Origin of the sequence: Kitasatospora sp. NPDC097691 (genome assembly GCF_040302665.1) — a bacterium.
In the GTDB taxonomy this organism is placed as follows: domain Bacteria; phylum Actinomycetota; class Actinomycetes; order Streptomycetales; family Streptomycetaceae; genus Kitasatospora.
The window spans coordinates 12,608-38,416 of record NZ_JBEORY010000071.1; the positions used below are offsets into that span (position 1 = coordinate 12,608).

A 25,809-nucleotide genomic window follows, 5' to 3' on the forward strand; every position below is an offset into this window, starting at 1 on the left:
GGCGTCCTGCGGTGACGGACCGACTGGTGTACTGGGCGTACGCGCTGGGCTGGGGGCTGCTGAAGCACCTGCCGGAGCCGGTGGCTCGCGGCCTGTTCGAGCGGCTGGCGGACTACGCGTGGCGCAAGCGCGGCAAGCGGGTGCTGCAGTTGGAGGCGAACCTGCGCCGGGTCCGTCCGGAGCTGGACGAGGCCGCGCTGCGGTCGCTGTCGCGGGCCGGGATGCGCTCGTACCTGCGGTACTGGATGGAGTCGTTCCGGCTGCCGGTGTGGAGCCGGGAGCGGGTGGCCCGGGACGTGCAGGTGGAGGGCTTCGAGCACCTGCGGGCGGCGATGGAGTCCGGTCGGGGCGCGGTGATAACGCTGCCGCACATGGGCAACTGGGACCTGGCGGGCACCTGGGTGGCGCAGCAGGGCTACCCGTTCACGACGGTCGCGGAGCGGTTGAAGCCGGAGCGGCTGTTCGATCGGTTCGTGGCGTTCCGGGAGGGCCAGGGCATGGAGGTCCTGGCGTTGACCGGCGGTTCGGTGAACGTGATCGGCACGCTGGCGCGGCGGCTGCGCGAGGGCCGGCTGGTGTGCCTGGTGGGGGACCGGGACCTCTCGGAGGCGGGCATCGAGGTGTCGTTCTTCGGTGAGGCGACCCGGATGCCGGCCGGTCCGGCGGCGCTGTGCCAGCGGACCGGGGCGGCGCTGCTGCCCGTGACGCTCTGGTACGACGGTCCGGTGCTGCGGGCGCTGATCCACCCCGAGGTGACGGTGCCCGAGGGGGACGACCGCAAGGAGCGGACGCGGCTGATGACCCAGGCGATGGCGGACGTGTGGGAGCGAGGCGTCCGCGAGTACCCGCAGGACTGGCACATGTTGCAGAGGTTCTGGCTGGCCGACCTGCCGGTCCGTGAGACGGTGAAGGAGTCCTCCGCGGTGCGCGCGGAGGCGGCCCCCGAGCCCGCGGCCGAGGCCTCCGGGTCCTGAGCCCGGCCCGTACGACTGTCCGAAGGAGCTTGAGGAACCCGTGAAGATCGGCATCGTCTGCCCGTACGACTGGGACGTCCCCGGTGGGGTGCAGTTCCACATCCGGGACCTGGCCGAGCACCTGATCGGTCTGGGGCACGAGGTCTCGGTGCTGGCGCCGGCCGAGGACGACGAGGCGCTGCCGCCGTACGTGGTCTCGGCCGGGCGGGCGGTGGCGGTGCCGTACAACGGGTCGGTGGCGCGGCTGAGCTTCGGCATCCTGTCGGCGGCGCGGGTGCGGCGGTGGCTGCACGACGGCCGCTTCGACATCCTGCACGTGCACGAGCCGGCCTCGCCGAGCCTGTCGATGCTGGCGGCCTGGTCGGCGACCGGGCCGATGGTGGGGACCTTCCACACGTCGAACCCGCGGTCGCGGGCGATGATCGCGGCCTCGCCGATCCTGCAGCCGGGCCTGGAGAAGATGCGGGCCCGGATCGCGGTGTCGGAGTACGCCCGGCGGACCCTGGTGGAGCACCTGGGCGGGGACGCGGTGGTGATCCCGAACGGGGTGGACGTGAACTTCTTCGCGGACGCCGAGCCGGACGAGCGCTGGATGGGCCACGCGGCGAAGGGGGAGCCGGGCACGATCGGCTTCATCGGCCGGATCAACGAGCCGCGCAAGGGCCTTCCGACGCTGCTGGCGGCGCTGCCGCGGATCCTGGCGGAGCGGCCGGGGGTGCGGCTGCTGGTGGCGGGCAAGGGCGACGAGGAGGAGGCCGTCGCGGGCCTGGCGCCGGAGGTGCGCCGGCAGGTGGAGTTCCTCGGCATGGTGAGCGACGCGGAGAAGGCCCGGCTGCTGCGCAGCGTGGACCTGTACGTGGCGCCGAACACCGGTGGCGAGAGCTTCGGGATCATCCTGGTCGAGGCGATGTCGGCGGGTGCGCCGGTGCTGGCGAGCGACCTGGACGCGTTCAAGCAGGTGCTGGACGGCGGGGACGCCGGCGAGCTGTTCCCGGTGGAGGACGCGGAGGCGCTGGCCCGTACGGCGCTGCGCCTTCTGGGGGACCCGGCGCGGCTGGAGGAGCTGCGCAAGGCCGCCTCGCGGCACGTGCGGCGGTTCGACTGGTCGACCGTGGGCGCGGACATCCTGGCGGTGTACGAGACGGTGACGGCGGGGGCGGCGGCGGTGGTCGAGGAGGACGTGCGCAGCGGTCGGCGCGGCCGGTTCGGGCTGGCCAGGGACTGATCGGGGCCTGACCGGGAGCCGGTCGGGGGCTGTGGCGGGGCCGTGGGTCGGCCCGGCTGTGGGTGGGGTTAGGGTCGGGCGACCGTACCGCTTCACCGCATGGGGGAACCGATGCCGCAGATTTCCGTCGACTACTCGGCCGGCCTGGCCGGCACCTTCGACCGCCGTGGGCTGGGCCTGGCGATCAACCGGCTGGCGGAGCAGACGATCGACGCCAAGCCGGAGTCCTGCAAGACGGTGTTCCGGCAGAGCGAGGAGCTGGTGGTCGGTACCAGCGGGGTGATGGGGGACGTCCAGGTGTTCGTGGAGTTCCAGATCTTCCCGGGGCGGACGCCGGAGGCGAAGGCGGCGCTGAGCGAGGGCGTGTTGGAGCTGGTGGCCCGGTTCGTGCGGCCGCGGCCCGGGACCCGGTTGTTCACCGCGGTGAACATCGCCGACATCGACCGGGAGAGCTACCGGAACGCGGTCGCGGCCGGCTGACACCGGTCGGACCGGCCGGTGACACCCGGTAACGTAGCGGCCCGTGACTACCTGGATCTGGGCCGGCGTGGCCGTGGTGCTCTTCGGCATGTACCTGAGTTGGACGGCCGGCCGCTTGGACCGGCTGCACGCTCGGATCGACGCCGCGCGGGCGGCGCTGGACGCGCAGCTGGTCCGCCGGGCCTCGGTGGCGATGGAGCTGGCGACGTCCTCGCTGCTGGATCCGGCGGCCTCGCTGCTGCTGCTGGACGCGGCGCACGCGGCCCGGCAGGCCGACGACGAGCAGCGCGAGGTGGCGGAGAGTCAGTTGAGCCTGGCGCTGCGGGCGGTGTTGGAGGAGCCGGAGCAGGTGGCGGCGCTGGAGGCCGAGCCGGGTGGCGAGGACGCGGTTCGTGATCTGACGGCCGCGGTGCGCCGGGTGCCGATGGCCCGTCGGTTCCACAACGACGCGGTGCGGGCGGCGCGTGCGGTGCGTGAGCACCGGTTGGTGCGCTACTTCCGGCTGGCGGGCAAGGCGCCGTTCCCGATGGCCTTCGAAATGGACGACGCTCCGCCGCCCGCCCTTACGCCCGAAGGGGCTCCTGCTTAGGGTGTCTTCGGATACGGCCCGATTGTCGTATCCCGTCGTCCCGGCTGGACTCGGTGGCACATGGAGGCGTCACCCGGTCCGCCTACCATAGGGCGATAGCACTGGTTCATCTTCGAGTGAGGTCTCACGTGTCCACCACCCCCACCACCGCAGACCAGCCGCAGATCGGCACCGCCCGGGTCAAGCGCGGCATGGCCGAGCAGCTCAAGGGCGGTGTGATCATGGACGTGGTCAACGCCGAGCAGGCCAAGATCGCCGAGGACGCCGGCGCGGTGGCCGTCATGGCGCTCGAGCGGGTTCCGGCGGACATCCGCAAGGACGGCGGCGTGGCCCGCATGTCCGACCCGAACATGATCGAGGAGATCATCGAGGCGGTCTCCATCCCGGTGATGGCCAAGTCCCGCATCGGCCACTTCGTCGAGGCCCAGGTGCTGCAGTCGCTGGGTGTCGACTACATCGACGAGTCCGAGGTCCTGACCCCGGCCGACGAGGTGAACCACTCGGACAAGTTCGCCTTCACCACCCCGTTCGTCTGCGGCGCCACCAACCTGGGCGAGGCCCTGCGCCGCATCGCCGAGGGCGCGGCCATGATCCGCTCGAAGGGTGAGGCCGGCACCGGCAACGTCGTCGAGGCCGTCCGCCACCTGCGCCAGATCAAGAACGAGATCGGCCGGCTGCGCGCCCTGGACAACAACGAGCTGTACGCCGCCGCCAAGGAGCTGCGCGCCCCGTACGAGCTGGTCAAGGAGGTCGCCGAGCTCGGCAAGCTGCCGGTCGTGCTGTTCTCCGCCGGTGGCGTGGCCACCCCGGCCGACGCCGCGCTGATGCGCCAGCTGGGCGCCGAGGGCGTCTTCGTCGGCTCCGGCATCTTCAAGTCGGGCGACCCGGCCAAGCGCGCCGCCGCCATCGTGAAGGCCACCACCTTCTTCGACGACCCGAAGATCATCGCGGACGCCTCCCGCAACCTGGGCGAGGCCATGGTCGGCATCAACTGCGACACCCTGCCGGAGACCGAGCGCTACGCCAACCGCGGCTGGTAGTCGCCCCGCAGGTTCCGAGGGCCCGGGCCCGCCGCAGCGCTTCGGCGCTGCGGCGGGCCGCGCCACGTAAATCCGTAGCAACGATCGATTGAGGTTGAAGACCGTGAGCACTCCAGTCATCGGCGTCCTCGCCCTGCAGGGCGACGTCCGCGAGCACCTGGTCGCGCTGGCCGAGGCCGACGCGCTCGCCCGTCCGGTGCGCCGTGCCGAGGAGCTGGCCGAGGTCGACGCGCTGGTGATCCCCGGCGGGGAGTCCACCACGATGTCCAAGCTGGCGCTGCTGTTCGGCGTGATGGACCCGGTGCGCGAGCGGGTGGCCGCCGGGATGCCGGTGTACGGCACCTGCGCGGGCATGATCATGCTGGCGGACAAGATCCTGGACGGCCGCGAGGACCAGGAGACCGTCGGCGGCATCGACATGACGGTGCGCCGCAACGCCTTCGGTCGCCAGAACGAGTCCTTCGAGTCCGGGATCGCCTTCAAGGGCCTGGACGACGCGCCGGTGCACGGCGTCTTCATCCGCGCCCCCTGGGTCGAGGCGGTCGGCGCGGGCGTCGAGGTGCTGGCCGAGCTGCCCGCCGCGGACGGCCCGGACAGCCGGATCGTGGCCGTGCGCCAGGGCAACCTGCTGGCCACCTCGTTCCACCCGGAGCTGACCGGCGACCACCGGGTGCACGCGTACTTCGTGCGGATGGTCGAGGAGCACCTCGCGGCGGCCGCGCGCTGAGCGCCCACTGACCTCGTGTCTGCCGCGCGCTGACCGTGTGCGCCTCACCGGTGACGACACCGGTAAGATCTCATCTGTTTCATTTCCATTTGGCGACGTAAAGGAGCTGGCGATGTCCGGCCACTCTAAGTGGGCTACCACCAAGCACAAGAAGGCCGTGATCGACGCCAAGCGCGGCAAGCTCTTCGCCAAGATGATCAAGAACATCGAGGTGGCGGCGCGCACCGGCGGTCCCGACCCGGCGGGCAACCCGACCCTCTACGACGCCATCCAGAAGGCGAAGAAGAGCTCGGTCCCGATCGACAACATCAACCGCGCCGTCAAGCGCGGTGGCGGTCTGGAGGCCGGCGGCGCCGACTACCAGACCATCATGTACGAGGGCTACGGCCCGAACGGTGTCGCCGTCCTGATCGAGTGCCTCACCGACAACCGCAACCGCGCCGCCTCCGACGTGCGCGTGGCGATGACCCGCAACGGCGGCTCGATGGCCGACCCGGGCTCGGTGTCGTACCTGTTCACCCGCAAGGGTGTCGTCATCGTCCCCAAGGCCGACGGCGTGGACGAGGACAAGCTCTTCGAGGTCGTCCTCGACCAGGAGCCCGAGGAGATCAACGACCTCGGCGACTCGTTCGAGATCGTCTCCGAGGCCTCGAAGATGGTCGCCGTGCGCACCGCGCTGGTGGACGCCGGCGTCGACTACGACTCGGCCGAGGCCAACTTCCTCCCGAGCATGCAGGTCGAGCTGGACGTCGACGGCGCCCGCAAGATCCTCAAGCTGATCGACGCGCTGGAGGACAGCGACGACGTGCAGAACGTCTTCGCCAACTTCGACATCTCCGACGAGGTCGGTGCGCAGCTCGACGCCGAGTGACACGGCACCGATCGATCGACGGTGAGTGATCGTTCTCACTGCCCGGCCCGGTGGTCCCAGGACCGCCGGGCCGGTGTCGTCGGCGGGGTTGTCGGACCCGGACGGTAGCCTTCGCAGGTCGAGAACGGGAGGCGGGGCCGGTGGTGCGGGTACTGGGTGTGGACCCGGGGCTGACCAGGTGCGGGGTCGGCGTGGTCGAGGGCGCGCCGGGCCGGCCCCTGCGGATGGCCGGGGTCGGGGTGGTGCGCACCCCCGCCGAGGCCGAGATCGGGCAGCGGCTGCTCCTGGTCGAGGAGGGCATCGAGGCCTGGCTGGACGAGCACCGGCCCGACCTGGTCGCCGTCGAGCGGGTCTTCGCCCAGCACAACGTGCGCACCGTGATGGGAACGGCCCAGGCCAGCGCGGTCGCGATGCTCTGCGCGACGCGCCGCGGCATCCCCGTCACCCTGCACACCCCCAGCGAGGTCAAGGCGGCCGTCACCGGCTCCGGCCGGGCCGACAAGGCCCAGGTCACGGCCATGGTGCAGCGCCTGCTGCGGCTGGACGCACCGCCCAAGCCCGCGGACGCCGCCGACGCGCTGGCGCTCGCCATCTGCCACATCTGGCGCGGCGGGGCGACCAACCGCCTGGAGGCCGCCGTCCGGGCCGCCCGCGCCACACCCCGCTCCGCTTCCGTGAAAGGCACTGCTCCTGTGAAAGGCACTGTCCGGTGATCGCCTTCGTACAAGGGCCCGTGGCGGCCATCTCCTCCGGGCTCGCGGTGGTCGAGGTCGGCGGGGTGGGCATGGCGGTGCAGTGCACCCCGAACACCCTGGCCGGCCTGCGACTGGGCGAGCCGGCCCGGCTGGCGACCTCGCTGGTGGTGCGGGAGGACTCGCTGACCCTGTTCGGTTTCGCGGACGACGACGAGCGCGCCGTCTTCGAGATCCTGCAGGCCGCGCCGGGCGTCGGCCCCAAGCTGGCGCAGGCGATCCTCGGCGTGCACAGCCCCGACGCGCTGCGGGCCGCGGTCGCGAACGGCGACGAGAAGGCGCTGATCGCCGTCCCGGGCATCGGCAAGGCGAAGGCGGCCAAGCTGTTGCTGGAGTACAAGGACAAGCTGGGCGCCCCGCACGGTGCGGTGCCCGCGCAGAAGCCGATCTCGGCCGGCCCGGCGCCGTGGAGCGAGCAGCTGCACTCCGCGCTGACCGGCCTCGGCTACGCCCCGCGCGAGGCGGACGAGGCGGTCGCGGCCGTCGCCCCGGAGGCCGAGGCGCAGCAGACGCCGGACGTCGGCGCCCTGCTCCGGCTCGCGCTGCGCGGCCTCAACCGCGCCCGCTGAGACCGTCTGACGATCTGTCCCTTTGTCGACCTCGGAATACCTGGAGCCCGTGACGATGTACGACTCGGAACCCGCCGACCGGCTGGTCACGGCCTCCGCCGACGGTGAGGACCAGGCGGTGGAGGCGGCGCTGCGCCCCAAGCTGCTGGACGAGTTCATCGGCCAGGAGCGGGTGCGCGAGCAGCTGTCCCTGGTGCTCCAGGCCGCCCGCAAGCGCGGCAGCGCGCCCGACCACGTGCTGCTGAGCGGGCCGCCCGGGCTGGGCAAGACCACCCTGTCCATGATCATCGCGGCCGAGCTGGGCGCCCCGATCCGGATCACCTCCGGCCCGGCGATCCAGCACGCGGGGGACCTCGCCGCGATCCTCTCCTCGCTCACCGAGGGGGAGGTGCTCTTCCTCGACGAGATCCACCGGATGTCCCGGCCCGCCGAGGAGATGCTCTACATGGCGATGGAGGACTTCCGGGTCGACGTGATCGTCGGCAAGGGCCCGGGCGCCACCGCCATCCCGCTGGAGCTTCCGCCCTTCACCCTCGTCGGCGCCACCACCCGGGCCGGGTTGCTGCCGCCGCCGCTGCGCGACCGCTTCGGCTTCACCGGCCACATGGAGTTCTACGCCCCGGCCGAGCTGAAGCGGGTGGTGCACCGCTCGGCCACGCTGCTCGACGTGGAGATAGACCCGGCCGGCGCCGCGGAGATCGCCGGGCGCTCGCGCGGCACCCCGCGCATCGCCAACCGGCTGCTGCGGCGGGTCCGCGACTACGCGCAGGTCCGGCACGACGGCGTGGTCACCGCCGGGATCGCCGCGCAGGCATTGGACGTCTACGAGGTGGACGCCCGCGGCCTGGACCGGCTGGACCGCGCGGTGCTGGACGCGCTGCTGCGGCTGTTCGGCGGCGGCCCGGTCGGTTTGTCGACACTCGCGGTCGCGGTGGGGGAGGAGTCGGAGACGGTCGAGGAGGTCGCCGAGCCCTTCCTGGTCCGCGAGGGCCTGCTCGCCCGGACCCCGCGCGGGCGGATCGCCACCGCCGCCGCCTGGCAGCACCTCGGCCTGACCCCACCGGCACGGACCGCGCCGGTCCAGACCACGCGCGGCGGTGTCCCGCCGCAGCCGCCGGAGCTCTTCCCGGCCGACGGAAGTTGACCGCCATCGGCTGAACGGGTGAGCCGGGGTGGTGCGTTCCCGCAGGGCGCGGCCGGGACGCGGCAAGGGGGAGCCGGGACCGGGGTCCCTCGAAACTGTGCAGGCAGAGGGTCGCCACTTTCGGCGGCAGGATGCGATGCTTGGCGTTGTCCGATCGATTCGGGGTTGCATAGACTCCGCCGGACCGCCCCTCTCACCCGACGGGCCGACCCATACCACACAGGCCGCCGGCCGGCGGCCCGTTAAGGACCCTGGCTGCAGTGAACCTCATCATCCTTCTCCTCCCGATCGTCGCGATCGTGCTCATGTTCCGGTCGCAGAAGAAGCGCCAGTCGCAGATGCAGCAGATGCAGACGGCACTGGAGCCGGGGGCCGGAGTGCGCACCATCGGCGGTCTGTACGCCCAGGTGAAGGCGGTCAACGACGAGACCGTCGAGCTGGAGATCGCGCCCGGCGTGTTCACCCACTTCACCAAGAGTGCGATCGCTGCCGTCCTGGACCCCCAGGAGTACGACGCGATCATCAACGGTCGCCCCGCCGACGACGAGCTTCCCGAGCCGGAGGCCGAGGACGCCGACGCCGAGCCGGTCGAGGACAAGCCGCTGTCGCTGACCAAGGACAGCGCCGAGAAGGGCGACGTCGAGGGCGGGGCTCCCGCGAGCAAGTAGTACGGCCGGGCAACCCGCCCGGTCGCGCGGCGCAGTGCCGCGAGCCCACAGGACCTCAGGGCCGCAGAACCACCCGGACCCCTGTCCAGCCACGAGCCGGACGGGGGTCCGGTCGGGGAGGTGGCATGGACAGGGAGAAACGAGCAAGGTGGCAACACCCAAGTCGCGCCCGCGCGACGGCTACCCAGGGCGGGCGCTGGCCCTCATCCTGGTCGTCACCGTCGGACTGGTCGCCCTCATGTTCGGGACGGGCAACACCAAGCCCCGGCTCGGGATCGACCTCGCAGGCGGCACCAGCATCACGCTGACCGCGAAGTCGACCGACCCCAAGGCGATCACCAAGTCCAACATGGACATCGCCACCGGGATCATCGAGCGCCGTGTCAACGGTATGGGTGTCTCCGAGGCGGAGGTCCAGACCCAGGGCGACAACACGATCATCGTGAACATCCCCAAGGGCGGCAACCAGCAGAACGCGGCGGACCAGGTCGGTACCACCGCCAAGCTGTTCTTCCGCCCGGTCCTGGCCGTGGCCCCCAGCGGCGTCACCGTCCCGGCCCCCACCGGCACCCCGTCCGCCGGCGCCACCGGCACCCCGGGCGCGACCCCGCCGGCCGGTGCCACCCCGTCGGCCACCGCGCCCGCCGCGACCGGCACGCCGTCCGCGACCGCGAGCGCCACCAAGCAGGGCCGCACCGTCGGTGAGGCGCTGGCCGCCGAGGGCACCACCCCGTCGCCCGCCGCCACCGGCGCGAGCGCGGCCCCGTCCGCCGCCACAGGCAGCGCCGCCCCGGCCGCCACCGGCACCCCGAGTGCCGCGGCCACCCCGCCGAGCGCCGCCGACCTGAGCGCCGCGATGACGCAGGGCACCGTTCCGCCGGAGCTGTCCGCCGCGTTCGCCACCCTCGACTGCTCCAAGCCCGAGGTCCGCGTCGCCCAGACCGGCGCCGAGGACAAGGCCGTCGTCGCCTGCTCCCAGAAGCCCGGTAAGGGCGGCTACTACGAGAAGCTGGCCCTCGGCCCGGCGGCCGTGAAGGGCTCGGACGTCTCCAAGGCCCAGGCCACCATCGACACCCAGACCGGTCAGGGCTGGCAGGTCCAGCTGCAGTTCAACGGCACCGGCACCGACGCCTTCTCCAAGATCACCGGCCAGCTGGCCACCCAGGCCCCGCCGACCAACCAGTTCGCCATCGTCCTGGACAACCAGGTCGTCTCGCACCCGCAGGTCAACGGCCCGATCCCGGGCGGCACCGCGGTCATCACCGGTGGCTTCACCCAGGCCGAGGCGCAGGACCTCTCCAACGTGCTGGGCTACGGCGCCCTGCCGCTGGAGTTCGCCAAGAGCGACATCACCACCGTCTCCCCGGCGCTGGGCAGCGACCAGCTCAAGGCCGGTCTGATCGCCGGTGCGATCGGCATGCTGCTCGTGGTCGTCTACTCGCTGATCTACTACCGCGGCCTCGGCCTGGTCTCGATCGCCGGTCTGCTCGTCTCGGCGGCCCTGACCTACTCGATCATGAGCCTGCTCGGCGGCGGGATCGGCTTCGCGCTGAACCTGCCCGCGGTCTGCGGTGCGATCGTCGCGATCGGTATCACCGCCGACTCCTTCATCGTGTACTTCGAGCGCATCCGCGACGAGGTCCGCGAGGGCGCCCCGCTGCGCCCGGCGGTCCAGCGGGCCTGGCCGCGCGCCCGGCGCACCATCCTGGTCTCGGACTTCGTGTCCTTCCTCTGTGCCGCCGTGCTCTACGTGGTCTCGGTCGGCAAGGTCCAGGGCTTCGCGTTCACCCTCGGTCTGACCACTGCGCTCGACGTCGTGGTGATCTTCCTGTTCACCAAGCCGCTGATCACGCTGCTGGCCCGCCGCAAGTTCTTCCTCGACGGCCACCCGTGGTCCGGTCTGGACCCGAAGCGGCTGGGCGCCCGCCCGCCGCTGCGCAGCAGCCGTCGCCGTAGCCCCTCCTCTGCCGCCGTGAAGGAGGCCTGACACCGTGTCACGCTTCTCCAACCTGGGCCACCGGCTCTACCAGGGCGAAGTCAGCTTCGACTTCGTCGGACGCCGCAAGCTCTGGTACTCCATCTCCGGCGTGATCGTGCTCGTCGCGGCGATCGGCCTGGCCATGGGCCTGCACCTGGGCATCGAGTTCAAGGGCGGCTCGGTCTACACCGTGGCCAAGCCCGGCCTGACCGTCTCGCAGGCGCAGGAGAAGGCCGACCAGGTCGTCTCCTCGCACCCGCTGGTGCAGTCGACCGACAACGGCAAGATCCGCATCCAGGTCAGCACCGAGGAGCCGAAGAGCTCGGACGAGGTGCGCTCGCAGCTCGCCGACAAGATCGGCGTTCCGCTGGACACCGTCGAGGCCCAGGTGATCGGCCCCAGCTGGGGCAAGCAGATCTCCAACAAGGCCGTCACCGGCCTGATCATCTTCATGATCCTCGTCACGGCCTACCTGGCGATCGCCTTCGAGTGGCGGATGGCGGTGGCCGCCCTGGTGGCCCTCATCCACGACCTCCTGATCACCATCGGCGTCTACGCCCTGGTGGGCTTCGAGGTCACCCCCGGTACGGTGATCGGCTTCCTGACGATCCTCGGGTACTCGCTCTACGACACGGTCGTCGTCTTCGACACCGTGAAGGAGAACACCAAGGGGATCGCCAAGCAGAACAAGCTCACCTACAGCGAGGCGGCCAACGCGGGCCTCAACCAGACCCTGGTGCGCTCGCTCAACACCACCGTGGTCGCGCTGCTGCCGGTCGCCGCGCTGCTGTTCATCGGTGGCGGCCTCCTGGGCGCCGGCACGCTGAACGACATCTCGCTCGCGCTGTTCATCGGCCTCGCGGCCGGTGCCTACTCCTCGATCTGCGTCGCCACGCCGCTGCTGGCGCAGCTCAAGGAGGAGCAGCCGGAGATGAAGGCGCTGCGCAAGCGCGTCCTGCAGCACCGGGCCGCGGCCGCCAAGGCCGGGGACGAGGCGCCCGCGGACGAGGTCGTGGAGGAGGGCCAGCCTGCGGGTATGGTCGGTCAGCGTGGTCGCTCGGCCGGCACCCGTGCCAAGGGCCGTCCGTCCACCAAGCGCTGATCCGAACCACGATCCCGAGGACACCACCGTGACCACCGCCGACACCGCACTGGCCGAGCTGCTGAACAGCCGGATCCGGGACGTCCCGGACTACCCGAAGCCGGGTGTGCTGTTCAAGGACATCGCGCCGCTGCTCGCCGACGCCGAGGCCTTCGGTGCCCTCACCAAGGCGCTGGCGGGCCGGGCGAAGGAGCTCGGGGCGACCAAGGTGGTGGGCCTGGAGGCCCGCGGCTTCGTGCTGGCGGCCCCGGCGGCCTTCGCGGCCGGACTCGGCTTCGTGCCGATCCGCAAGCAGGGCAAGCTGCCCGGCGAGGTGTTCCGGCGCTCGTACGAGCTGGAATACGGCTCGGCGACGCTGGAGGTGCAGTGCGACGCCTTCGCGCCCGGTGAGCGGGTGCTGGTGGTGGACGACGTGCTGGCCACCGGCGGGACCATCGGCGCCTCGCTGGACCTGGTGAAGGAGGCCGGCGCCGAACTGGTGGGCGTCGTGGTGCTGATGGAGCTGGGCTTCCTGGACGGCCGCGCGCGGCTGGCCGGGCACCTGGACGGCGCTCCGCTGGAGACGCTGGTCACGGTCTGAGGCAACCCCGCGAAGGGCGGCAGTCGGAACATCCGACTGCCGCCCTTCCGTTTCCTGGCCCGGCCGGATGAACACCCGGGCGCCCGGCTCGGTACCATGAAGATTCATCCCCTCCCGGTTGTGTCCGTCCGTTCGGGCCCCGGCAGGGGTCGGCCCGGTGCCCCGAGGAGTTGTCCTTGCCCGACGAGGTTGTGCCCACGGCCGCAGCGGCCACCCCCGAAAACCGTCCCACGCCCTCGGGGGCCACCCCGGCACGCCCGGCGCCGACTTCCTCGCGTTCGCTCGCCCCCTCGGGCCGCGGCTCCACCGGCGGCATGCGCGCCCGCCTGGCCCGCCTCGGCGGCCAGCGCTCCAGCGTGCTCAACCCCGTCCTGGAGCCGCTGTTCCGCTCGATCCGGGCGAACGACCCCAAGGCCGACCCGGCACTGCTGCGCGACATCGAGAAGGCGTACGCGGTCGCCGAGAAGTGGCACCGCGGTCAGAAGCGCAAGAGCGGCGACCCGTACATCACCCACCCGCTGGCCGTCGCGACGATCCTGGCCGAGCTCGGCATGGACGCCCCGACCCTGATGGCCGGGCTGCTGCACGACACCGTCGAGGACACCGACTACGGCCTGGAGACCCTGCGCAAGGACTTCGGCGACTCGGTGGCCCTGCTGGTGGACGGCGTCACCAAGCTGGACCGGGTCAAGTTCGGCGAGGCTGCGCAGGCCGAGACCGTCCGCAAGATGGTCGTCGCGATGGCCAAGGACCCGCGCGTCCTGGTGATCAAGCTGGCCGACCGCCTGCACAACATGCGCACGATGCGCTACCTCAAGCGGGAGAAGCAGGAGAAGAAGGCCCGCGAGACGCTGGAGATCTACGCCCCGCTGGCGCACCGGCTGGGCATGAACACCATCAAGTGGGAGCTGGAGGACCTCGCCTTCGCGATCCTCTACCCCAAGATGTACGACGAGATCGTCCGGCTGGTCGCCGAGCGCGCCCCCAAGCGGGACGAGTACCTGGCGACCGTGATCGACCAGGTCCAGGCGGACCTGCGCGGCGCCCGGATCACCGCGTCCGTCACCGGCCGGCCGAAGCACTACTACTCGGTCTACCAGAAGATGATCGTCCGGGGCCGGGACTTCGCCGAGATCTACGACCTGGTGGGCATCCGGGTCCTGGTCGACACCGTCCGCGACTGCTACGCGGCGCTGGGCACCATCCACGCGCGGTGGAACCCGGTGCCGGGGCGGTTCAAGGACTACATCGCGATGCCCAAGTTCAACATGTACCAGTCGCTGCACACGACGGTGATCGGTCCCGGCGGCAAGCCCGTCGAACTCCAGATCCGCACCTTCGACATGCACCGGCGGGCCGAGTACGGCATCGCCGCGCACTGGAAGTACAAGCAGCGCGCGGTCGCCGGGGCCTCCAAGGTCCGCACCGACACCCCGACCCAGACCCGCAAGGACGACAAGGCCGGCGCCGTCAACGAGATGGCCTGGCTGCGGCAGCTGCTGGACTGGCAGAAGGAGACCGCCGACCCGGGTGAGTTCCTGGAGTCGCTGCGCTTCGACCTGGCCAGCAACGAGGTCTTCGTCTTCACCCCCAAGGGCGACGTGATAGCCCTGCCGGCCGGCGCGACCCCGGTCGACTTCGCCTTCGCGGTACACACCGAGGTCGGCTACCGGACGATAGGCGCCCGGGTGAACGGGCGGCTGGTGCCGCTTGAGTCGACGCTGGAGAACGGCGACACCGTCGAGGTGTTCACCTCCAAGGCGGAGAACGCCGGCCCCTCCCGGGACTGGCTGGGCTTCGTCAAGTCGCCGCGTGCCCGCAACAAGATCCGTGCCTGGTTCTCCAAGGAGCGCCGCGAGGAGGCGATCGAGCACGGCAAGGAGGCGATCGTCCGGGCGATGCGCAAGCAGGGCCTGCCGATCCAGCGGATCCTGACCGGCGACTCGCTGGTCACCCTGGCCCACGAGATGCGCTACCCCGACATCTCCTCGCTCTACGCCGCGATCGGCGAGGGGCACGTCGCCGCGCAGAACATCGTCCAGAAGCTGGTCCAGGCACTCGGCGGCGAGGAGGGCGCGACCGAGGACCTGGCGGAGACCGCCACCCCGACGCACGACAACCGCCGTGCGGCGCGCCGCCGGGCCAAGGGCGACCCGGGCGTGATCGTCAAGGGCGTCGAGGACGTCTGGGTCAAGCTCTCCCGCTGCTGCACCCCGGTGCCGGGCGACCCGATCGTCGGCTTCATCACCCGCGGCAACGGCGTCTCGGTGCACCGCGCCGACTGCGTCAACGTGGAGTCGCTGAGCCAGCAGCCGGAGCGCATGATCGACGTCGAGTGGGCGGCCACCCAGTCCTCGGTCTTCCTGGTGGCCATCCAGGTCGAGGCGCTGGACCGCTCCCGCCTGCTCTCGGACGTCACCCGGGTGCTCTCCGACCAGCACGTCAACATCCTGTCGGCGGCGGTGCAGACCTCCCGCGACCGGGTGGCGATGAGCCGCTTCACCTTCGAGATGGGCGACCCGAAGCACCTCGGCCACGTGCTCAAGGCGGTGCGCGGCGTCGAGGGCGTGTACGACGTCTACCGCGTCACCTCCGCCCGCAAGTAGCGGACGCGCGAGGGCGGACGCGCGAGAGGGGCCCCGGGTCTTCCCGGGGCCCCTCTCGGCGTTCGAATTCGGCGGCAAGGATCAGCCGCTGAACTCCTCCTGGCTCTTGTGCGCCTGCTCCAGCAGGGTCTGCACGCCGGCCAGCTCGGACTCCAGCTTGGCGACCTTGCCGGCGTTGCCGGCCGCGCGGGCCTTGTCCAGGTCGGCCTGGATCTTGTCGGCCTTGCTCTGGAAGAGCCCGACCATGCCGGCCGCACGGGCCTTGGCCTCCGGGTTGGAGCGCTTCCACTCGGAGTCCTCGGCCTCGCGGATGGCCCGCTCGACCGCGTTCAGCCGGCCGTCCAGCTTCGGACGGACCTCGCGCGGCACGTGCCCGATCGCCTCCCAGCGCTCGTTGACGTCACGCAGCGCGGCCTTGGCGGCCTTCAGGTCGGTGATCGGCAGGATCGCCTCGGCCTCGACGGCCAGCGCCTCCTTGAGCTTCTGGTTCTCCACCTGCTCGGCGTCCCGCTCGCTGAACACCGCGGAGCGGGCCTGGAAGAAGACGTCCTGCGCGCCGCGGAACCGCGCCCACAGCTCGTCCTCGATGTCCCGCTGGGCCCGGCCGGCGGACTTCCAGCGCGCCATCAGGTCGCGGTAGGCGGCCGCGGTGCTGCCCCAGTCCGTGGACGAGGACAGCGCCTCGGCCTCGGCGACCAGCGACTCCTTGGTCTGCCGGGCCTTGTCGCGCTCGGCGTCCAGGGTGGCGAAGTGCGCCTTGCGGTGCTTGGAGAAGACCGAGCGGGCGTGCGAGAAGCGGTGCCACAGCTCGTCGTCGCTCTTGCGGTCCAGGCGCGGCAGGCCCTTCCAGGTGTCCACCAGGGCGCGCAGCCGGTCCCCGGCCTCCCGCCACTGGGTGGAATCGGCGAGCTGCTCGGCCTCGGAGACCAGCGCCTCCTTGGCCGCGCGGGCCTCGTCCTGCGCCTTGGCGCGGGCGGCCTTGCGCTCCTCCCGCCGGGTCTCGATCTCGCCGGCGAGCGTGTCCAGTCGCTTGGCCAGGGCGTCCAGGTCGCCGACCGCGTGCCCCTCGACCACCTGCGCGCGCAGGTGCTCCAGCGCGGTCTGGGCGTCCTTGGCGGCCAGGTCGGTGGTGCGCACCCGCTTCTCCAGCAGGCCGATCTCCACCTCGATGCCCTGGTACTTGCGCTCGAAGTAGGCGAGGGCCTCCTCGGGCGAGCCGGCCTGCCAGGAACCCACGACGCGTTCGCCGTCGGCCGTCCTGACGTAGACCGTGCCCTGCTCGTCCACACGGCCCCACGGGTCGCTGCTCATAGCGCGTCCTCCACATGACGTCGCGCCCGCGCCGGGGCGGCGCGCGTCCGTCGTCCACAGTTGATGTGCGGCGGACCGATGAGTCCGCCGTCCCCGTCCGCCGTGCCTTTCTGCCGAGGGTGACGGCTAGGCGGGTCCGGGCACCCTATACAACGCCAACATAGGCGACCAGGCCCGGTGCTGTCCGCATCCGGGCCGGGCGATTTCGGGCCGGGGCCGGGCGACTTCGGCGGCGGTGCGTCCGCCCGACCAGGGTTGCGCCGGCCCCGGGACTGATCAACCCTTCGACACCGTAACGGAGTTGAAGGTCACGTCGGCCATCGGGTGGCCGTCCGGGGAGCCCTCCAGGGTGCCGGCGGCGGCGATCTTCTGCACCACGTCCAGGCCGCCGCTGATCTTGCCGAAGGGGGTGTAGTTCGGCGACAGCTTGGTGTCCTTGTAGACCAGGAAGAACTGGCTGCCGTTGGTGCCGGGGCCGGAGTTGGCCATCGCCACGGTGCCCGCCGGGTACGTCGCGCCGGTCAGGTTCTCGTCCGCGAACTTGTAGCCCGGGTCGCCGGTGCCGCCGGGGACGGTCGCGCTGGCGGTCGGGTCACCGCACTGCAGCACGTAGATGCCGTCCGTGGTGAGGCGGTGGCACTTGGTGTGGTCGAAGTACTTCTCGCCGGCGAGGAAGGAGAAGGAGTTCACCGTGTGCGGGGCCTTGGCCGCGTCCAGCGCGATGGTCACCTTGCCGCAGTTGGTGTCCAGCGCCATGGTGTACGACGCGCCCGGGTCGATCGACATGGCCGGCTCGGCCTGCCACTTCTTGCCGTTGGGGGCGCCCGGCGCCGGGTCCGTGCAGCCCTCGACCGGCTTGCGGGTCGGGGCGGTCGGCTCGGCGGCCTGGGTCGGCGCGGCCTGCGGGCTGCTCGCGGCCGAGGCCTTGTCCTTGTCGTCCGAGCTGAACGCGCCGGTGGCGATCAGTGTCCCGCCGCCGGCGAGGACCACGACGGCCAACGAGGCGCCCAGGACCGTGTTGCGGCGCTTGCGCGCGGCCGCGGCCTCGACGCGGCGTTCCATCTGGCGCTCGTACTTCTCGCGGGCGAGCTGCCGCCGCCGCTGTTCGCTGCTGACCACCGGCCGTGTCTCCTACGCATGTGCGGAAAAAGTGGATGGATTCCGGAGCGGATCATCGCATCCCCCGGCGGCCAAGTGTAGGGACCGGGCCCGTAAGGGCGAGGTGAACCTGACACGCGGCCGTGTCCCGCCACCCCTATCTGGTTCGCAACCGGAGCCGGACCGCCGGTAGGCTGCCCCTGGGTAACCAATAGACAGCATCACTACAGGTGGTTCTCGCAAGCCGACCGCCGCACACCCGAAGGACGCGCGTGTTCATCGCCGGATTCCCCGCTGGAGCCTGGGGCACCAACTGCTACCTGGTCGCTCCGGCGGCGGGCGAGGAGTGCGTCATCGTCGACCCCGGCCACCAGGCGGCCCGCGGCGTCGAGGAAATGGTCCGCGAGCACCGGCTCAAGCCGGTCGCCGTGCTGCTCACGCACGGCCACATCGACCACGTGGCCTCGGTGGTCCCGGTCTGCGGCGCCCGCGGCGTCCCGGCCTGGATCCACCCCGAGGACCGGTACATGATGTCCGACCCGGAGAAGGCGCTCGGCCGCTCCCTGGGCACCCAGCTGATGGGCGAGCTCACCGTCGGCGAGCCCGACGACGTGCGCGAACTCACCGACGGCAGCGTGCTGGAGCTCGCCGGCCTGCAGCTCACCGTGGACCACGCCCCGGGCCATACCGGGGGGTCGGTGACCTTCCGGACGCCCGGTGCCGAGGACCTCCCCCCGGTGCTGTTCTCGGGCGACCTGCTGTTCGCCGGCTCCATCGGGCGTACCGACCTCCCGGGCGGGGACAGCGAGGCGATCATGACGTCGCTGGCCCGGGTGTGCCTGCCCCTCGACGATTCCACCGTGGTCCTCTCCGGCCACGGCGGTCAGACCACCATCGGCCGCGAGCGCGCCACCAACCCCTACCTCCGACAGGCAGCAGGGGCGGTCGGCGCCCCGGCTTTCCCGCGACGAGGAATGTGACGGAAGAGAAGTTGAGCACCTTCACCGCCCCCAAGGGCACCTACGACCTGCTGCCCCCCAGCTCCGCGACCTTCCTGGCGATCCGCGAGCGCATCGCTGCGCCCGCCCGCCGGGCCGGCTACGGCTACGTCGAGACCCCGGTCTTCGAGGACGTGAAGCTCTTCTCCCGCGGCGTCGGCGAGTCCACCGACATCGTCACCAAGGAGATGTACAACCTCACCACCAAGGGCGGCGACGAGCTCGCGCTGCGCCCGGAGGGCACCGCCTCGGTGCTGCGCGCGGCGCTCCAGGCCAACCTGCACAAGCAGGGCAACCTGCCGGTCAAGCTCTGGTACTCCGGCTCGTACTACCGCTACGAGCGCGCCCAGAAGGGCCGCTACCGCCAGTTCTCCCAGGTCGGTGCCGAGGCGATCGGCGCCGAGGACCCGGCGCTGGACGCCGAGCTGATCATCCTGGCCGACGACGCCTTCCGCTCGCTGGGCCTGAGCGACTACTCGCTGCTGCTCAACAGCCTCGGCGACAAGCAGTGCCGCCCGGTCTACCGCGCCGCGCTGATCGAGTTCCTCTCCGGCCTGGACCTGGACGAGGACACCCGCCGCCGCGCCGAGATCAACCCGCTGCGCGTGCTGGACGACAAGCGCGAGTCCGTGCAGGCCCAGCTCACCGACGCCCCGATGCTGCGCGACTACCTGTGCGAGGACTGCAAGGCGTACGACGAGAAGGTCCGCGAGCTGCTCACCGCGGCCGGCGTGGCCTTCGAGGACGACCCGAAGCTGGTCCGCGGCCTGGACTACTACACCCGCACCACCTTCGAGTTCGTGCACAACGGCCTCGGCGCCCAGTCCGCGATCGGCGGCGGGGGCCGCTACGACGGTCTCTCCGAGATGATCGGCGGCCCGGCTCTGCCGTCCGTCGGCTGGGCCCTCGGCGTCGACCGCACCTACCTCGCGCTGGAGGCCGAGGGCGTGACCCTCGACCTGCCGGCCGCCACCGCGGTGTACGCGGTCGCGCTCGGCGAGGAGGCCAAGAACGTCCTGTTCGCCAAGGTGATCGAGCTGCGCCGGGCCGGCGTGGCCACCGACCTCGCCTTCGGCGTCAAGAGCATCAAGAACGCCATGAAGTCCGCCGACCGGTCCGGCGCCCGCTTCGCCCTGATCGCCGGGGACCGGGACCTCGCCGAGGGCGTCGTCCAGCTCAAGGACCTGAGCACCGGCGAGCAGACCCCCGTCGCCCTCGACGCACTCGTCACCACCCTGAAGGAGAAGCAGCTGTGATCCGCACGCACGACGCGGGCACGCTCCGCCCGGAGCACGCAGGCACCACCGTCACCCTGGCCGGCTGGGTCGCCCGCCGCCGCGACCACGGCGGCGTGGCCTTCATCGACCTGCGCGACGCCTCCGGCACCGTGCAGATCGTGGTCCGCGACCTGGACTCGGTCCACGGCCTGCGCGCCGAGTACTGCGTCAAGGTCGTCGGTGACGTCCGAGTCCGCCCCGAGGGCAACGAGAACCCGGACATCCCGACCGGCGCGATCGAGGTCGTCGTCAGCGAGATCGAGGTGCTCTCCGAGGCCGCCCCGCTGCCCTTCCCGGTCGCCGAGTACGAGCCGGGCACGGTCAACGAGGAGGTCCGGCTGCGCTACCGCTACCTGGACCTGCGCCGTGAGGGCCCGGCCAAGGGCCTGCGGCTGCGCTCCAAGGTCAACAACATCATCCGCCGGGTGATGGAGGAGAACGACTACCTCGACATCGAGACGCCGTACCTCACCCGCTCCACCCCCGAGGGCGCCCGCGACTTCCTCGTCCCGGTCCGCCTGCAGCCCGGCCACTGGTACGCCCTGCCGCAGTCGCCCCAGCTGTTCAAGCAGCTGCTGATGGTGGCCGGCATGGAGCGCTACTACCAGATCGCCCGCTGCTTCCGCGACGAGGACTTCCGCGCCGACCGGCAGCCGGAGTTCACCCAGCTGGACATCGAGGCCTCCTTCGTCGACCAGGAGGACATCCTGGCCCTCGGCGAGAAGATCATCGGTGCGATCTGGCGCGAGGTGCACGGCTACGAGGTCCCCAACCCGCTGCCCCGGATGACCTACGCGGACGCCATGGGCCGCTACGGCTCCGACAAGCCGGACGTCCGCTTCGGCCAGGAACTCACCGACCTCACCGAGTACTTCAAGGGCACCGAGTTCCGCGTCTTCCAGGCCCCGTACGTCGGCGCCGTGGTCATGCCCGGCGGCGCCTCGCAGCCGCGCAAGCAGCTCGACGCCTGGCAGGACTGGGCCAAGGCGCGCGGCGCCAAGGGCCTGGCCTACGTGCTCATCGACGCCGAGACCGGCGAGCTGCGCGGCCCCGTCGCCAAGAACCTCTCCGAGGAGCACCTGGCCGGCCTGGCCGCCGCCGCGGGCGCCAAGAACGGCGACGCGGTCTTCTTCGCGGCCGGCAAGGAGCGCGCCTCCCAGGAGCTGCTCGGCGCCGCCCGCCTGGAGATCGGCCGCCGCTGCGAGCTGATCGACGAGTCGAAGTGGGCCTTCCTCTGGGTCGTCGACTTCCCGATGTTCGAGCCGATCGAGGACGACAAGGGCGCCTTCCAGGGCTGGCACGCGGTGCACCACCCGTTCACCGCCCCCACCAAGGAGTCGCTGGACACCTTCGACACCGACCCGGGCTCGGCGCTGTCCAACGCGTACGACCTGGTCCTCAACGGCTCGGAGCTGGGCGGCGGTTCGATCCGTATCCACCAGCGCGACGTGCAGAAGCGGGCGTTCGACGCGATCGGCCTCTCCGAGGAGGAGGCGGCCTCGCAGTTCGGCTTCCTGCTGGACGCCTTCAACTACGGCCCGCCGCCGCACGGTGGCGTCGCCTTCGGCCTCGACCGGATCGTCACGCTGCTCGGCGGGTACGACACCATCCGGGACGTCATCGCCTTCCCGAAGACGTCCACCGGTGGTGACCCGCTGACCGGTGCCCCGACCCCGATCACCCCGGCGCAGCGCCGCGAGGCCGGCGTGGACGCCAAGCCCAAGGTCCGCGAGGACGCCAAGTCCGAGGCTGAGCCCAAGTCCTGACGAAGCGTCATCCGCTAACCTGCAACGGCCCCGGACGGTCCACCCACCGTCCGGGGCCGGTCCACAACGATGTGGGACACAGGGAGGGTTGACCGATGAAGGTCACAACGAGAATGGAATGTCCGGCGGACGCACCGGCGACCAGACGCGTCCACATGGCCGCGTTCCCCGGCCCGGACGAGGCGGACCTGGTGGACGCGCTGCGCCGCGATCCCGCCTGGCTGCCCGGGTTGTCCGTGGTCGCGGTCGACGAGACCGGGCTGGTGGTCGGCCACGCGCTGCTGACCCGGCTGCGGGTCGGCGACGGCGAGGCGCTGGCGCTCGCGCCGGTCGCCGTGGCGCCGGAGTGGCAGCGCCGGGGCGTCGGCGAGCTCGTCGTCCGGGCCGCGCTGTCGGCGGCCGAGGGCGCGGGGGAGAAGCTCGTGGTCGTCCTCGGCGATCCGGCGTACTACGGGCGGTTCGGCTTCACGCCGGCCGGGCGGCACGAGGTCGTCGGCCCGTTCGAGGTGCCGGAGGCGTACTTCCAGGCGCTGCCGCTGGCGTCGTACGACGGCGGCCCGCGCGGGCTCTGCCGCTACCCCGAGCCCTTCGTCGCGGTCTAGACCGCTGCCGCTCCTCCGGCGGTCCGGGCCGGTCCGGCCTGCGAACCCGTCGCCCTGCGCCTACGGTGAGTGTGCATCAGCATCGGTCGGACGGAGGATCAGAGGGTGGCGGCGAAGCCGGAGCGACTGGCGAGGAGACCGTACGAGCGGGAGCTGCTGCGGCTGCAGCAGGAGCTGGTGAAGCTCCAGGAGTGGGTGCGGGTCGAGGGCGCCCGGCTGGTGGTGGTCTTCGAAGGACGTGACGCCGCCGGCAAGGGCGGGGCGATCAAGCGGGTGACGGAGTACCTGAACCCGCGCATCGCCCGGGTCGCGGCGCTGCCCACGCCGACCGAGCGGGAGAAGACCCAGTGGTACTTCCAGCGGTACGTGGAGCACCTGCCCGCGGCCGGGGAGATCGTGCTGTTCGACCGCAGCTGGTACAACCGCGCCGGGGTCGAGCGGGTGATGGGCTTCTGCTCCGACGAGGAGTACTGGCAGTTCCTGCACCAGTGCCCGAACTTCGAGCGGATGCTGATCGAGGCGGGCATCCTGGTGCGCAAGTACTGGTTCTCGGTGAGCGACACCGAGCAGGAACAGCGCTTCCGGGCCCGGCTGGGGGACCCGATGAAGCGCTGGAAGCTCTCCCCGATGGACGTCGAGTCGATCGCCCACTGGGAGGACTACTCGCGGGCCAAGGACGAGATGTTCATCCACACCGACATCCCGGAATCGCCGTGGCACGTGGTGGAGAGCGACGACAAGCGCCGGGCCCGAATCAACATGATCGCCCACCTGCTCTCCACCCTGCCGTACCACGAGATCAAGGCGCCGCAGATCGAACTGCCGCCGCGCCCGGCCCCGCGCGGCTACCAGCGGCCCCCGCGCGACCTGCAGAAGTACGTCCCGGACCACGCTGCCAGACTGGAGTAGACGGGGCCCCACCGGGCGCTGCTGTCGAGAACCGGCCCCGTGTGGCGCCCGGGCGTCCGCAGGAGGCGCGCTCATGTTCGTCCGTACCGTCTACGCCACCGGCAACCCGGAGCGGATCGACCGGACCCTCGACGGGCTCAGGGCCGAGGCCGTCGGACTGCTCACCGCCCGGCCCGGATACCGGGGCTACGGACTGTTCGCCGACCGCGAGCTCGGCAAGATCACCATGGGTTCGTGGTGGGAGTCCGCGCAGGCCGAGCGGGACAGCGACCTGGAGCTGCGGGAGCGCCGCGCCGAGCTGCTGGCACCGTTCGAGGGCACCGTGGCCACCGACGTCTGGGAGGTCGCGGTGGACACCCCGCCCGGCGAGGCCGGGCCGGGCGCCTGGTTCCGCCTGGTGCGTACCGACGCCGACCCGGCCGCGGTGGACCGGATGACGGAGGCCTTCCGGGGCCGCGCGCTGCCGATGCTGGAGAAGGCGCCGGGGTTCGTCTCCGCCGCGATGCTGGTCGACCGGGCGACCGGCCGCGCCTCGGTGGGCGCGATCTTCGCCGACCGGGAGACGCTGGTGGCCTCGCGCGGTCCGCAGGCCGACGCCCGGGCCAGGGCGGTCGCGGCGGCCGGCGTCACGGTGCGGTCGCTGGAGGAGTTCGAGGTCGTCCTGCTCGACCGTCGTCGGCCGTAGGGCCCGCCGCTCCCGAACCGCCGCCCTCGAACCGCCGTCCTCGAACCGCGGTCCTCGAACCGTCGCCCGCGAGGCGACGACGGCCCCCGGCGTGTCGGCGGCCTCGCATAGGCTTCCGGTGTGGACGAACCGGACCTCTTCACCGCCGCCGCCGAGGAACGCCAGACCAGGGAGCCCGGCCGGGCGCCGCTGGCCGTACGGATGCGCCCGCGCACCCTGGACGAGGTGGCCGGGCAGCGGCAGCTGCTCAAGCCCGGCTCGCCGCTGCGGCGGCTGGTCGCGAGTTCGCGCGGGCCGGCGGCCACCAGCTCGGTGATCCTCTGGGGCCCGCCCGGCACCGGGAAGACCACGCTGGCGCACGTGATCAGCCAGGCCGTCGAGGGCCGCTTCGTCGAGCTGTCCGCGATCACCGCCGGGGTCAAGGAGGTCCGGGCGGTGATCGACGGCGCCCGGCGGGCGGTCGGGATGTCCGGCCGGGAGACGGTGCTCTTCCTGGACGAGATCCACCGCTTCTCCAAGGCCCAGCAGGACTCGCTGCTGCCGGCCGTGGAGAACCGCTGGGTCACCCTGATCGCGGCGACCACCGAGAACCCGTACTTCTCGGTGATCTCGCCGCTGCTGTCCCGCTCGCTGCTGCTCACCCTGGAGTCGCTGACCGACGAGGACATCCGGGCGCTGCTGCGCCGGGCGGTGGCCGACGAGCGCGGCCTGGAGGGCGCGCTGGAGCTGACCGAGGAGGCCGAGGACCACCTGGTGCGGCTGGCCGGCGGGGACGCCCGGCGGGCGCTCACCACGCTGGAGGCGGCGGCCGGGGCGGCGCTGGAGAAGGGCGAGCCGAGCATCACGCTGGCCACCACGGAGACGGCCGTCAACCAGGCGGCGGTCCGCTACGACAAGGACGGCGACCAGCACTACGACGTGGCGAGCGCGCTGATCAAGTCGATCCGCGGCAGCGACGTGGACGCGACCCTGCACTACCTGGCCCGGATGATCGAGGCGGGGGAGGACCCGCGGTTCATCGCCCGCCGGCTGATGATCTCGGCCAGCGAGGACGTCGGCCTGGCCGACCCGACGGCGCTGCAGACGGCGGTGGCGGCCGCGCAGGCGGTGGCGCTGATCGGCTTCCCGGAGGCGCGGATCATCCTCTCCCAGGCGGCGATCGCGCTGGCCCTGGCGCCCAAGTCCAACGCGGCCTACCTGGCGATCGACGCGGCGCTGGCGGACGTCCGGCAGGGCCTGGCGGGGGCGGTGCCGGCGCACCTGCGGGACGCGCACTACGGCGGCGCGGGCAAGCTCGGCCACGGCAAGGGCTACCGGTACCCGCACGACCTGCCGGAGGGCATCGCCGCCCAGCAGTACGCGCCGGACGCGGTGCACGGCCGGGAGTACTACCAGCCGACCCGGCGCGGCGGCGAGGCGCGGTACGCGGACGTCGTGGACTGGACCCGGGGGCGGCTGCGCGGGGAGCGGCGGAGCGAGCAGAAGGCGGATCGGAAGCCCGAGAAGCCGGAGCAGAAGCCCGCGCCGAAGGCGGAGCGGGAGCCCGAGCGGGAGCCCGGGCAGATGGGCGAGTGATCGGCGGCTATACTCGATCGGAGTGCCATGTCCCGGGACGGCGGCGGGGGAGACCCCACCGACCGGCCGCACCAGCGGGACATCGGCGGTAGGCCCCTTCCGAGGGGCCCGCACCAGGAGCGTCGCGCACCGTTTCGGTGTCGCGGGTGGCCCAGGTTCTGGGCCGGCCCGTGTGACAAGCACTCTCGTGCCCGGCTCCGGAGAGCGGCTGATCCCATCGCGCAGGCGGCGGGGTTTTCTCCGGGTCGCGACATGCGACCTCCGTCAACACCTGGTGAAAGCC

At 71.8% G+C, this 25,809-nt stretch carries 24 protein-coding genes; 22 read left to right on the plus strand and 2 right to left on the minus strand.

Annotated features, from left to right (window positions below):
- Positions 1–11: 11 nt before the first annotated feature.
- The 15 genes from ABTY56_RS33715 to ABTY56_RS33785 all read left to right on the plus strand — a co-directional run bounded on the left by ABTY56_RS33715 (position 12) and on the right by ABTY56_RS33785 (position 15,305).
- Positions 12–974, plus strand: a complete 963-nt coding sequence (locus tag ABTY56_RS33715) for a phosphatidylinositol mannoside acyltransferase (RefSeq protein WP_350633187.1) — start codon at positions 12–14, stop codon at positions 972–974.
- Positions 975–1,014: 40 nt separating this feature from the next.
- Positions 1,015–2,199 carry a glycosyltransferase family 4 protein gene (locus tag ABTY56_RS33720; RefSeq protein ID WP_350633188.1) on the plus strand — a complete coding sequence of 395 codons (1,185 nt, stop codon included), beginning with the start codon at positions 1,015–1,017 and terminating at the stop codon, positions 2,197–2,199.
- A 111-nt stretch (positions 2,200–2,310) separates the two neighbouring features.
- Complete coding sequence (locus ABTY56_RS33725; RefSeq protein WP_350633189.1) at positions 2,311–2,679, plus strand: 5-carboxymethyl-2-hydroxymuconate Delta-isomerase; 369 nt, start codon at positions 2,311–2,313, stop codon at positions 2,677–2,679.
- A gap of 43 nt (positions 2,680–2,722) precedes the next feature.
- Entirely contained in the window at positions 2,723–3,268 is a 546-nt protein-coding gene (locus ABTY56_RS33730) for a LemA family protein (RefSeq protein WP_350633190.1), read from the plus strand.
- Between the two features lie 128 nt (positions 3,269–3,396).
- On the plus strand, positions 3,397–4,308 hold the full coding sequence (gene pdxS / locus ABTY56_RS33735) for a pyridoxal 5'-phosphate synthase lyase subunit PdxS (RefSeq protein ID WP_350633191.1): 912 nt from the start codon (positions 3,397–3,399) through the stop codon (positions 4,306–4,308).
- A 103-nt stretch (positions 4,309–4,411) separates the two neighbouring features.
- Complete coding sequence (pdxT, locus tag ABTY56_RS33740; protein WP_350633192.1) at positions 4,412–5,035, plus strand: pyridoxal 5'-phosphate synthase glutaminase subunit PdxT; 624 nt, start codon at positions 4,412–4,414, stop codon at positions 5,033–5,035.
- A 112-nt stretch (positions 5,036–5,147) separates the two neighbouring features.
- Complete coding sequence (locus ABTY56_RS33745; protein WP_049651428.1) at positions 5,148–5,906, plus strand: YebC/PmpR family DNA-binding transcriptional regulator; 759 nt, start codon at positions 5,148–5,150, stop codon at positions 5,904–5,906.
- Positions 5,907–6,049: 143 nt separating this feature from the next.
- Positions 6,050–6,619, plus strand: a complete 570-nt coding sequence (gene ruvC / locus ABTY56_RS33750) for a crossover junction endodeoxyribonuclease RuvC (RefSeq protein ID WP_350633211.1) — start codon at positions 6,050–6,052, stop codon at positions 6,617–6,619.
- Positions 6,616–7,227 (plus strand): Holliday junction branch migration protein RuvA, encoded by a 612-nt coding sequence (ruvA, locus tag ABTY56_RS33755; RefSeq protein WP_350633193.1) that lies wholly within the window; start codon positions 6,616–6,618, stop codon positions 7,225–7,227. Before ruvC ends, ruvA begins: the two co-directional genes overlap by 4 nt.
- A 55-nt stretch (positions 7,228–7,282) precedes the next feature.
- Complete coding sequence (ruvB, locus tag ABTY56_RS33760; RefSeq protein WP_350633212.1) at positions 7,283–8,371, plus strand: Holliday junction branch migration DNA helicase RuvB; 1,089 nt, start codon at positions 7,283–7,285, stop codon at positions 8,369–8,371.
- Between the two features lie 260 nt (positions 8,372–8,631).
- Positions 8,632–9,039 carry a preprotein translocase subunit YajC gene (gene yajC, locus ABTY56_RS33765; RefSeq protein ID WP_350633194.1) on the plus strand — a complete coding sequence of 136 codons (408 nt, stop codon included), beginning with the start codon at positions 8,632–8,634 and terminating at the stop codon, positions 9,037–9,039.
- 148 nt (positions 9,040–9,187) lie between these two features.
- Positions 9,188–11,026, plus strand: a complete 1,839-nt coding sequence (gene secD / locus ABTY56_RS33770; protein WP_502893244.1) for a protein translocase subunit SecD — start codon at positions 9,188–9,190, stop codon at positions 11,024–11,026.
- Between the two features lie 4 nt (positions 11,027–11,030).
- Complete coding sequence (gene secF, locus ABTY56_RS33775; RefSeq protein ID WP_350633195.1) at positions 11,031–12,119, plus strand: protein translocase subunit SecF; 1,089 nt, start codon at positions 11,031–11,033, stop codon at positions 12,117–12,119.
- Positions 12,120–12,147: 28 nt separating this feature from the next.
- The gene (locus ABTY56_RS33780; protein ID WP_350633196.1) at positions 12,148–12,699 is read left to right on the plus strand and encodes an adenine phosphoribosyltransferase; all 552 of its coding nucleotides are present in this window, start codon (positions 12,148–12,150) and stop codon (positions 12,697–12,699) included.
- 191 nt (positions 12,700–12,890) lie between these two features.
- The gene (locus ABTY56_RS33785) at positions 12,891–15,305 is read left to right on the plus strand and encodes a RelA/SpoT family protein (protein WP_502893246.1); all 2,415 of its coding nucleotides are present in this window, start codon (positions 12,891–12,893) and stop codon (positions 15,303–15,305) included.
- A gap of 81 nt (positions 15,306–15,386) precedes the next feature.
- On the opposite strand, the gene ABTY56_RS33790 is transcribed toward ABTY56_RS33785, so the two are convergent.
- Positions 15,387–16,616 carry a DUF349 domain-containing protein gene (locus tag ABTY56_RS33790; protein ID WP_350633197.1) on the minus strand — a complete coding sequence of 410 codons (1,230 nt, stop codon included), beginning with the start codon at positions 16,614–16,616 and terminating at the stop codon, positions 15,387–15,389.
- A 276-nt stretch (positions 16,617–16,892) separates the two neighbouring features.
- The gene (locus ABTY56_RS33795; protein WP_350633198.1) at positions 16,893–17,735 is read right to left on the minus strand and encodes a peptidylprolyl isomerase; all 843 of its coding nucleotides are present in this window, start codon (positions 17,733–17,735) and stop codon (positions 16,893–16,895) included.
- 251 nt (positions 17,736–17,986) lie between these two features.
- Between ABTY56_RS33795 and ABTY56_RS33800 the strand changes: the two genes are divergently transcribed.
- From ABTY56_RS33800 to ABTY56_RS33830, 7 genes are all read left to right on the plus strand, one after another.
- Positions 17,987–18,694 (plus strand): MBL fold metallo-hydrolase, encoded by a 708-nt coding sequence (locus ABTY56_RS33800; RefSeq protein WP_350633199.1) that lies wholly within the window; start codon positions 17,987–17,989, stop codon positions 18,692–18,694.
- A gap of 11 nt (positions 18,695–18,705) precedes the next feature.
- On the plus strand, positions 18,706–19,968 hold the full coding sequence (gene hisS, locus ABTY56_RS33805; RefSeq protein WP_350633200.1) for a histidine--tRNA ligase: 1,263 nt from the start codon (positions 18,706–18,708) through the stop codon (positions 19,966–19,968).
- Positions 19,965–21,755 (plus strand): aspartate--tRNA ligase, encoded by a 1,791-nt coding sequence (aspS, locus tag ABTY56_RS33810; RefSeq protein ID WP_350633201.1) that lies wholly within the window; start codon positions 19,965–19,967, stop codon positions 21,753–21,755. Before hisS ends, aspS begins: the two co-directional genes overlap by 4 nt.
- Positions 21,756–21,910: 155 nt before the next feature.
- On the plus strand, positions 21,911–22,357 hold the full coding sequence (locus ABTY56_RS33815; RefSeq protein WP_502893245.1) for a GNAT family N-acetyltransferase: 447 nt from the start codon (positions 21,911–21,913) through the stop codon (positions 22,355–22,357).
- A 105-nt stretch (positions 22,358–22,462) separates the two neighbouring features.
- The gene (gene ppk2, locus ABTY56_RS33820; RefSeq protein WP_350633202.1) at positions 22,463–23,266 is read left to right on the plus strand and encodes a polyphosphate kinase 2; all 804 of its coding nucleotides are present in this window, start codon (positions 22,463–22,465) and stop codon (positions 23,264–23,266) included.
- 73 nt (positions 23,267–23,339) lie between these two features.
- Positions 23,340–23,951, plus strand: a complete 612-nt coding sequence (locus ABTY56_RS33825; protein WP_350633203.1) for a hypothetical protein — start codon at positions 23,340–23,342, stop codon at positions 23,949–23,951.
- Between the two features lie 120 nt (positions 23,952–24,071).
- The gene (locus ABTY56_RS33830; RefSeq protein WP_350633204.1) at positions 24,072–25,526 is read left to right on the plus strand and encodes a replication-associated recombination protein A; all 1,455 of its coding nucleotides are present in this window, start codon (positions 24,072–24,074) and stop codon (positions 25,524–25,526) included.
- The last annotated feature ends 283 nt before the right edge of the window (positions 25,527–25,809 follow it).

Coding starts and splice junctions, on each gene's coding strand:
- ABTY56_RS33725 (WP_350633189.1), top strand. CDS start 2,311: ATGCCGCAGATTTCCGTCGACTACTCGGCCGGCCTGGCCGGCACCTTC.
- ABTY56_RS33745 (WP_049651428.1), top strand. CDS start 5,148: ATGTCCGGCCACTCTAAGTGGGCTACCACCAAGCACAAGAAGGCCGTG.
- ruvB (WP_350633212.1), top strand. CDS start 7,283: ATGTACGACTCGGAACCCGCCGACCGGCTGGTCACGGCCTCCGCCGAC.
- ABTY56_RS33790 (WP_350633197.1), bottom strand. CDS start 16,616: ATGAGCAGCGACCCGTGGGGCCGTGTGGACGAGCAGGGCACGGTCTAC.
- ABTY56_RS33815 (WP_502893245.1), top strand. CDS start 21,911: ATGGCCGCGTTCCCCGGCCCGGACGAGGCGGACCTGGTGGACGCGCTG.
- ABTY56_RS33825 (WP_350633203.1), top strand. CDS start 23,340: ATGTTCGTCCGTACCGTCTACGCCACCGGCAACCCGGAGCGGATCGAC.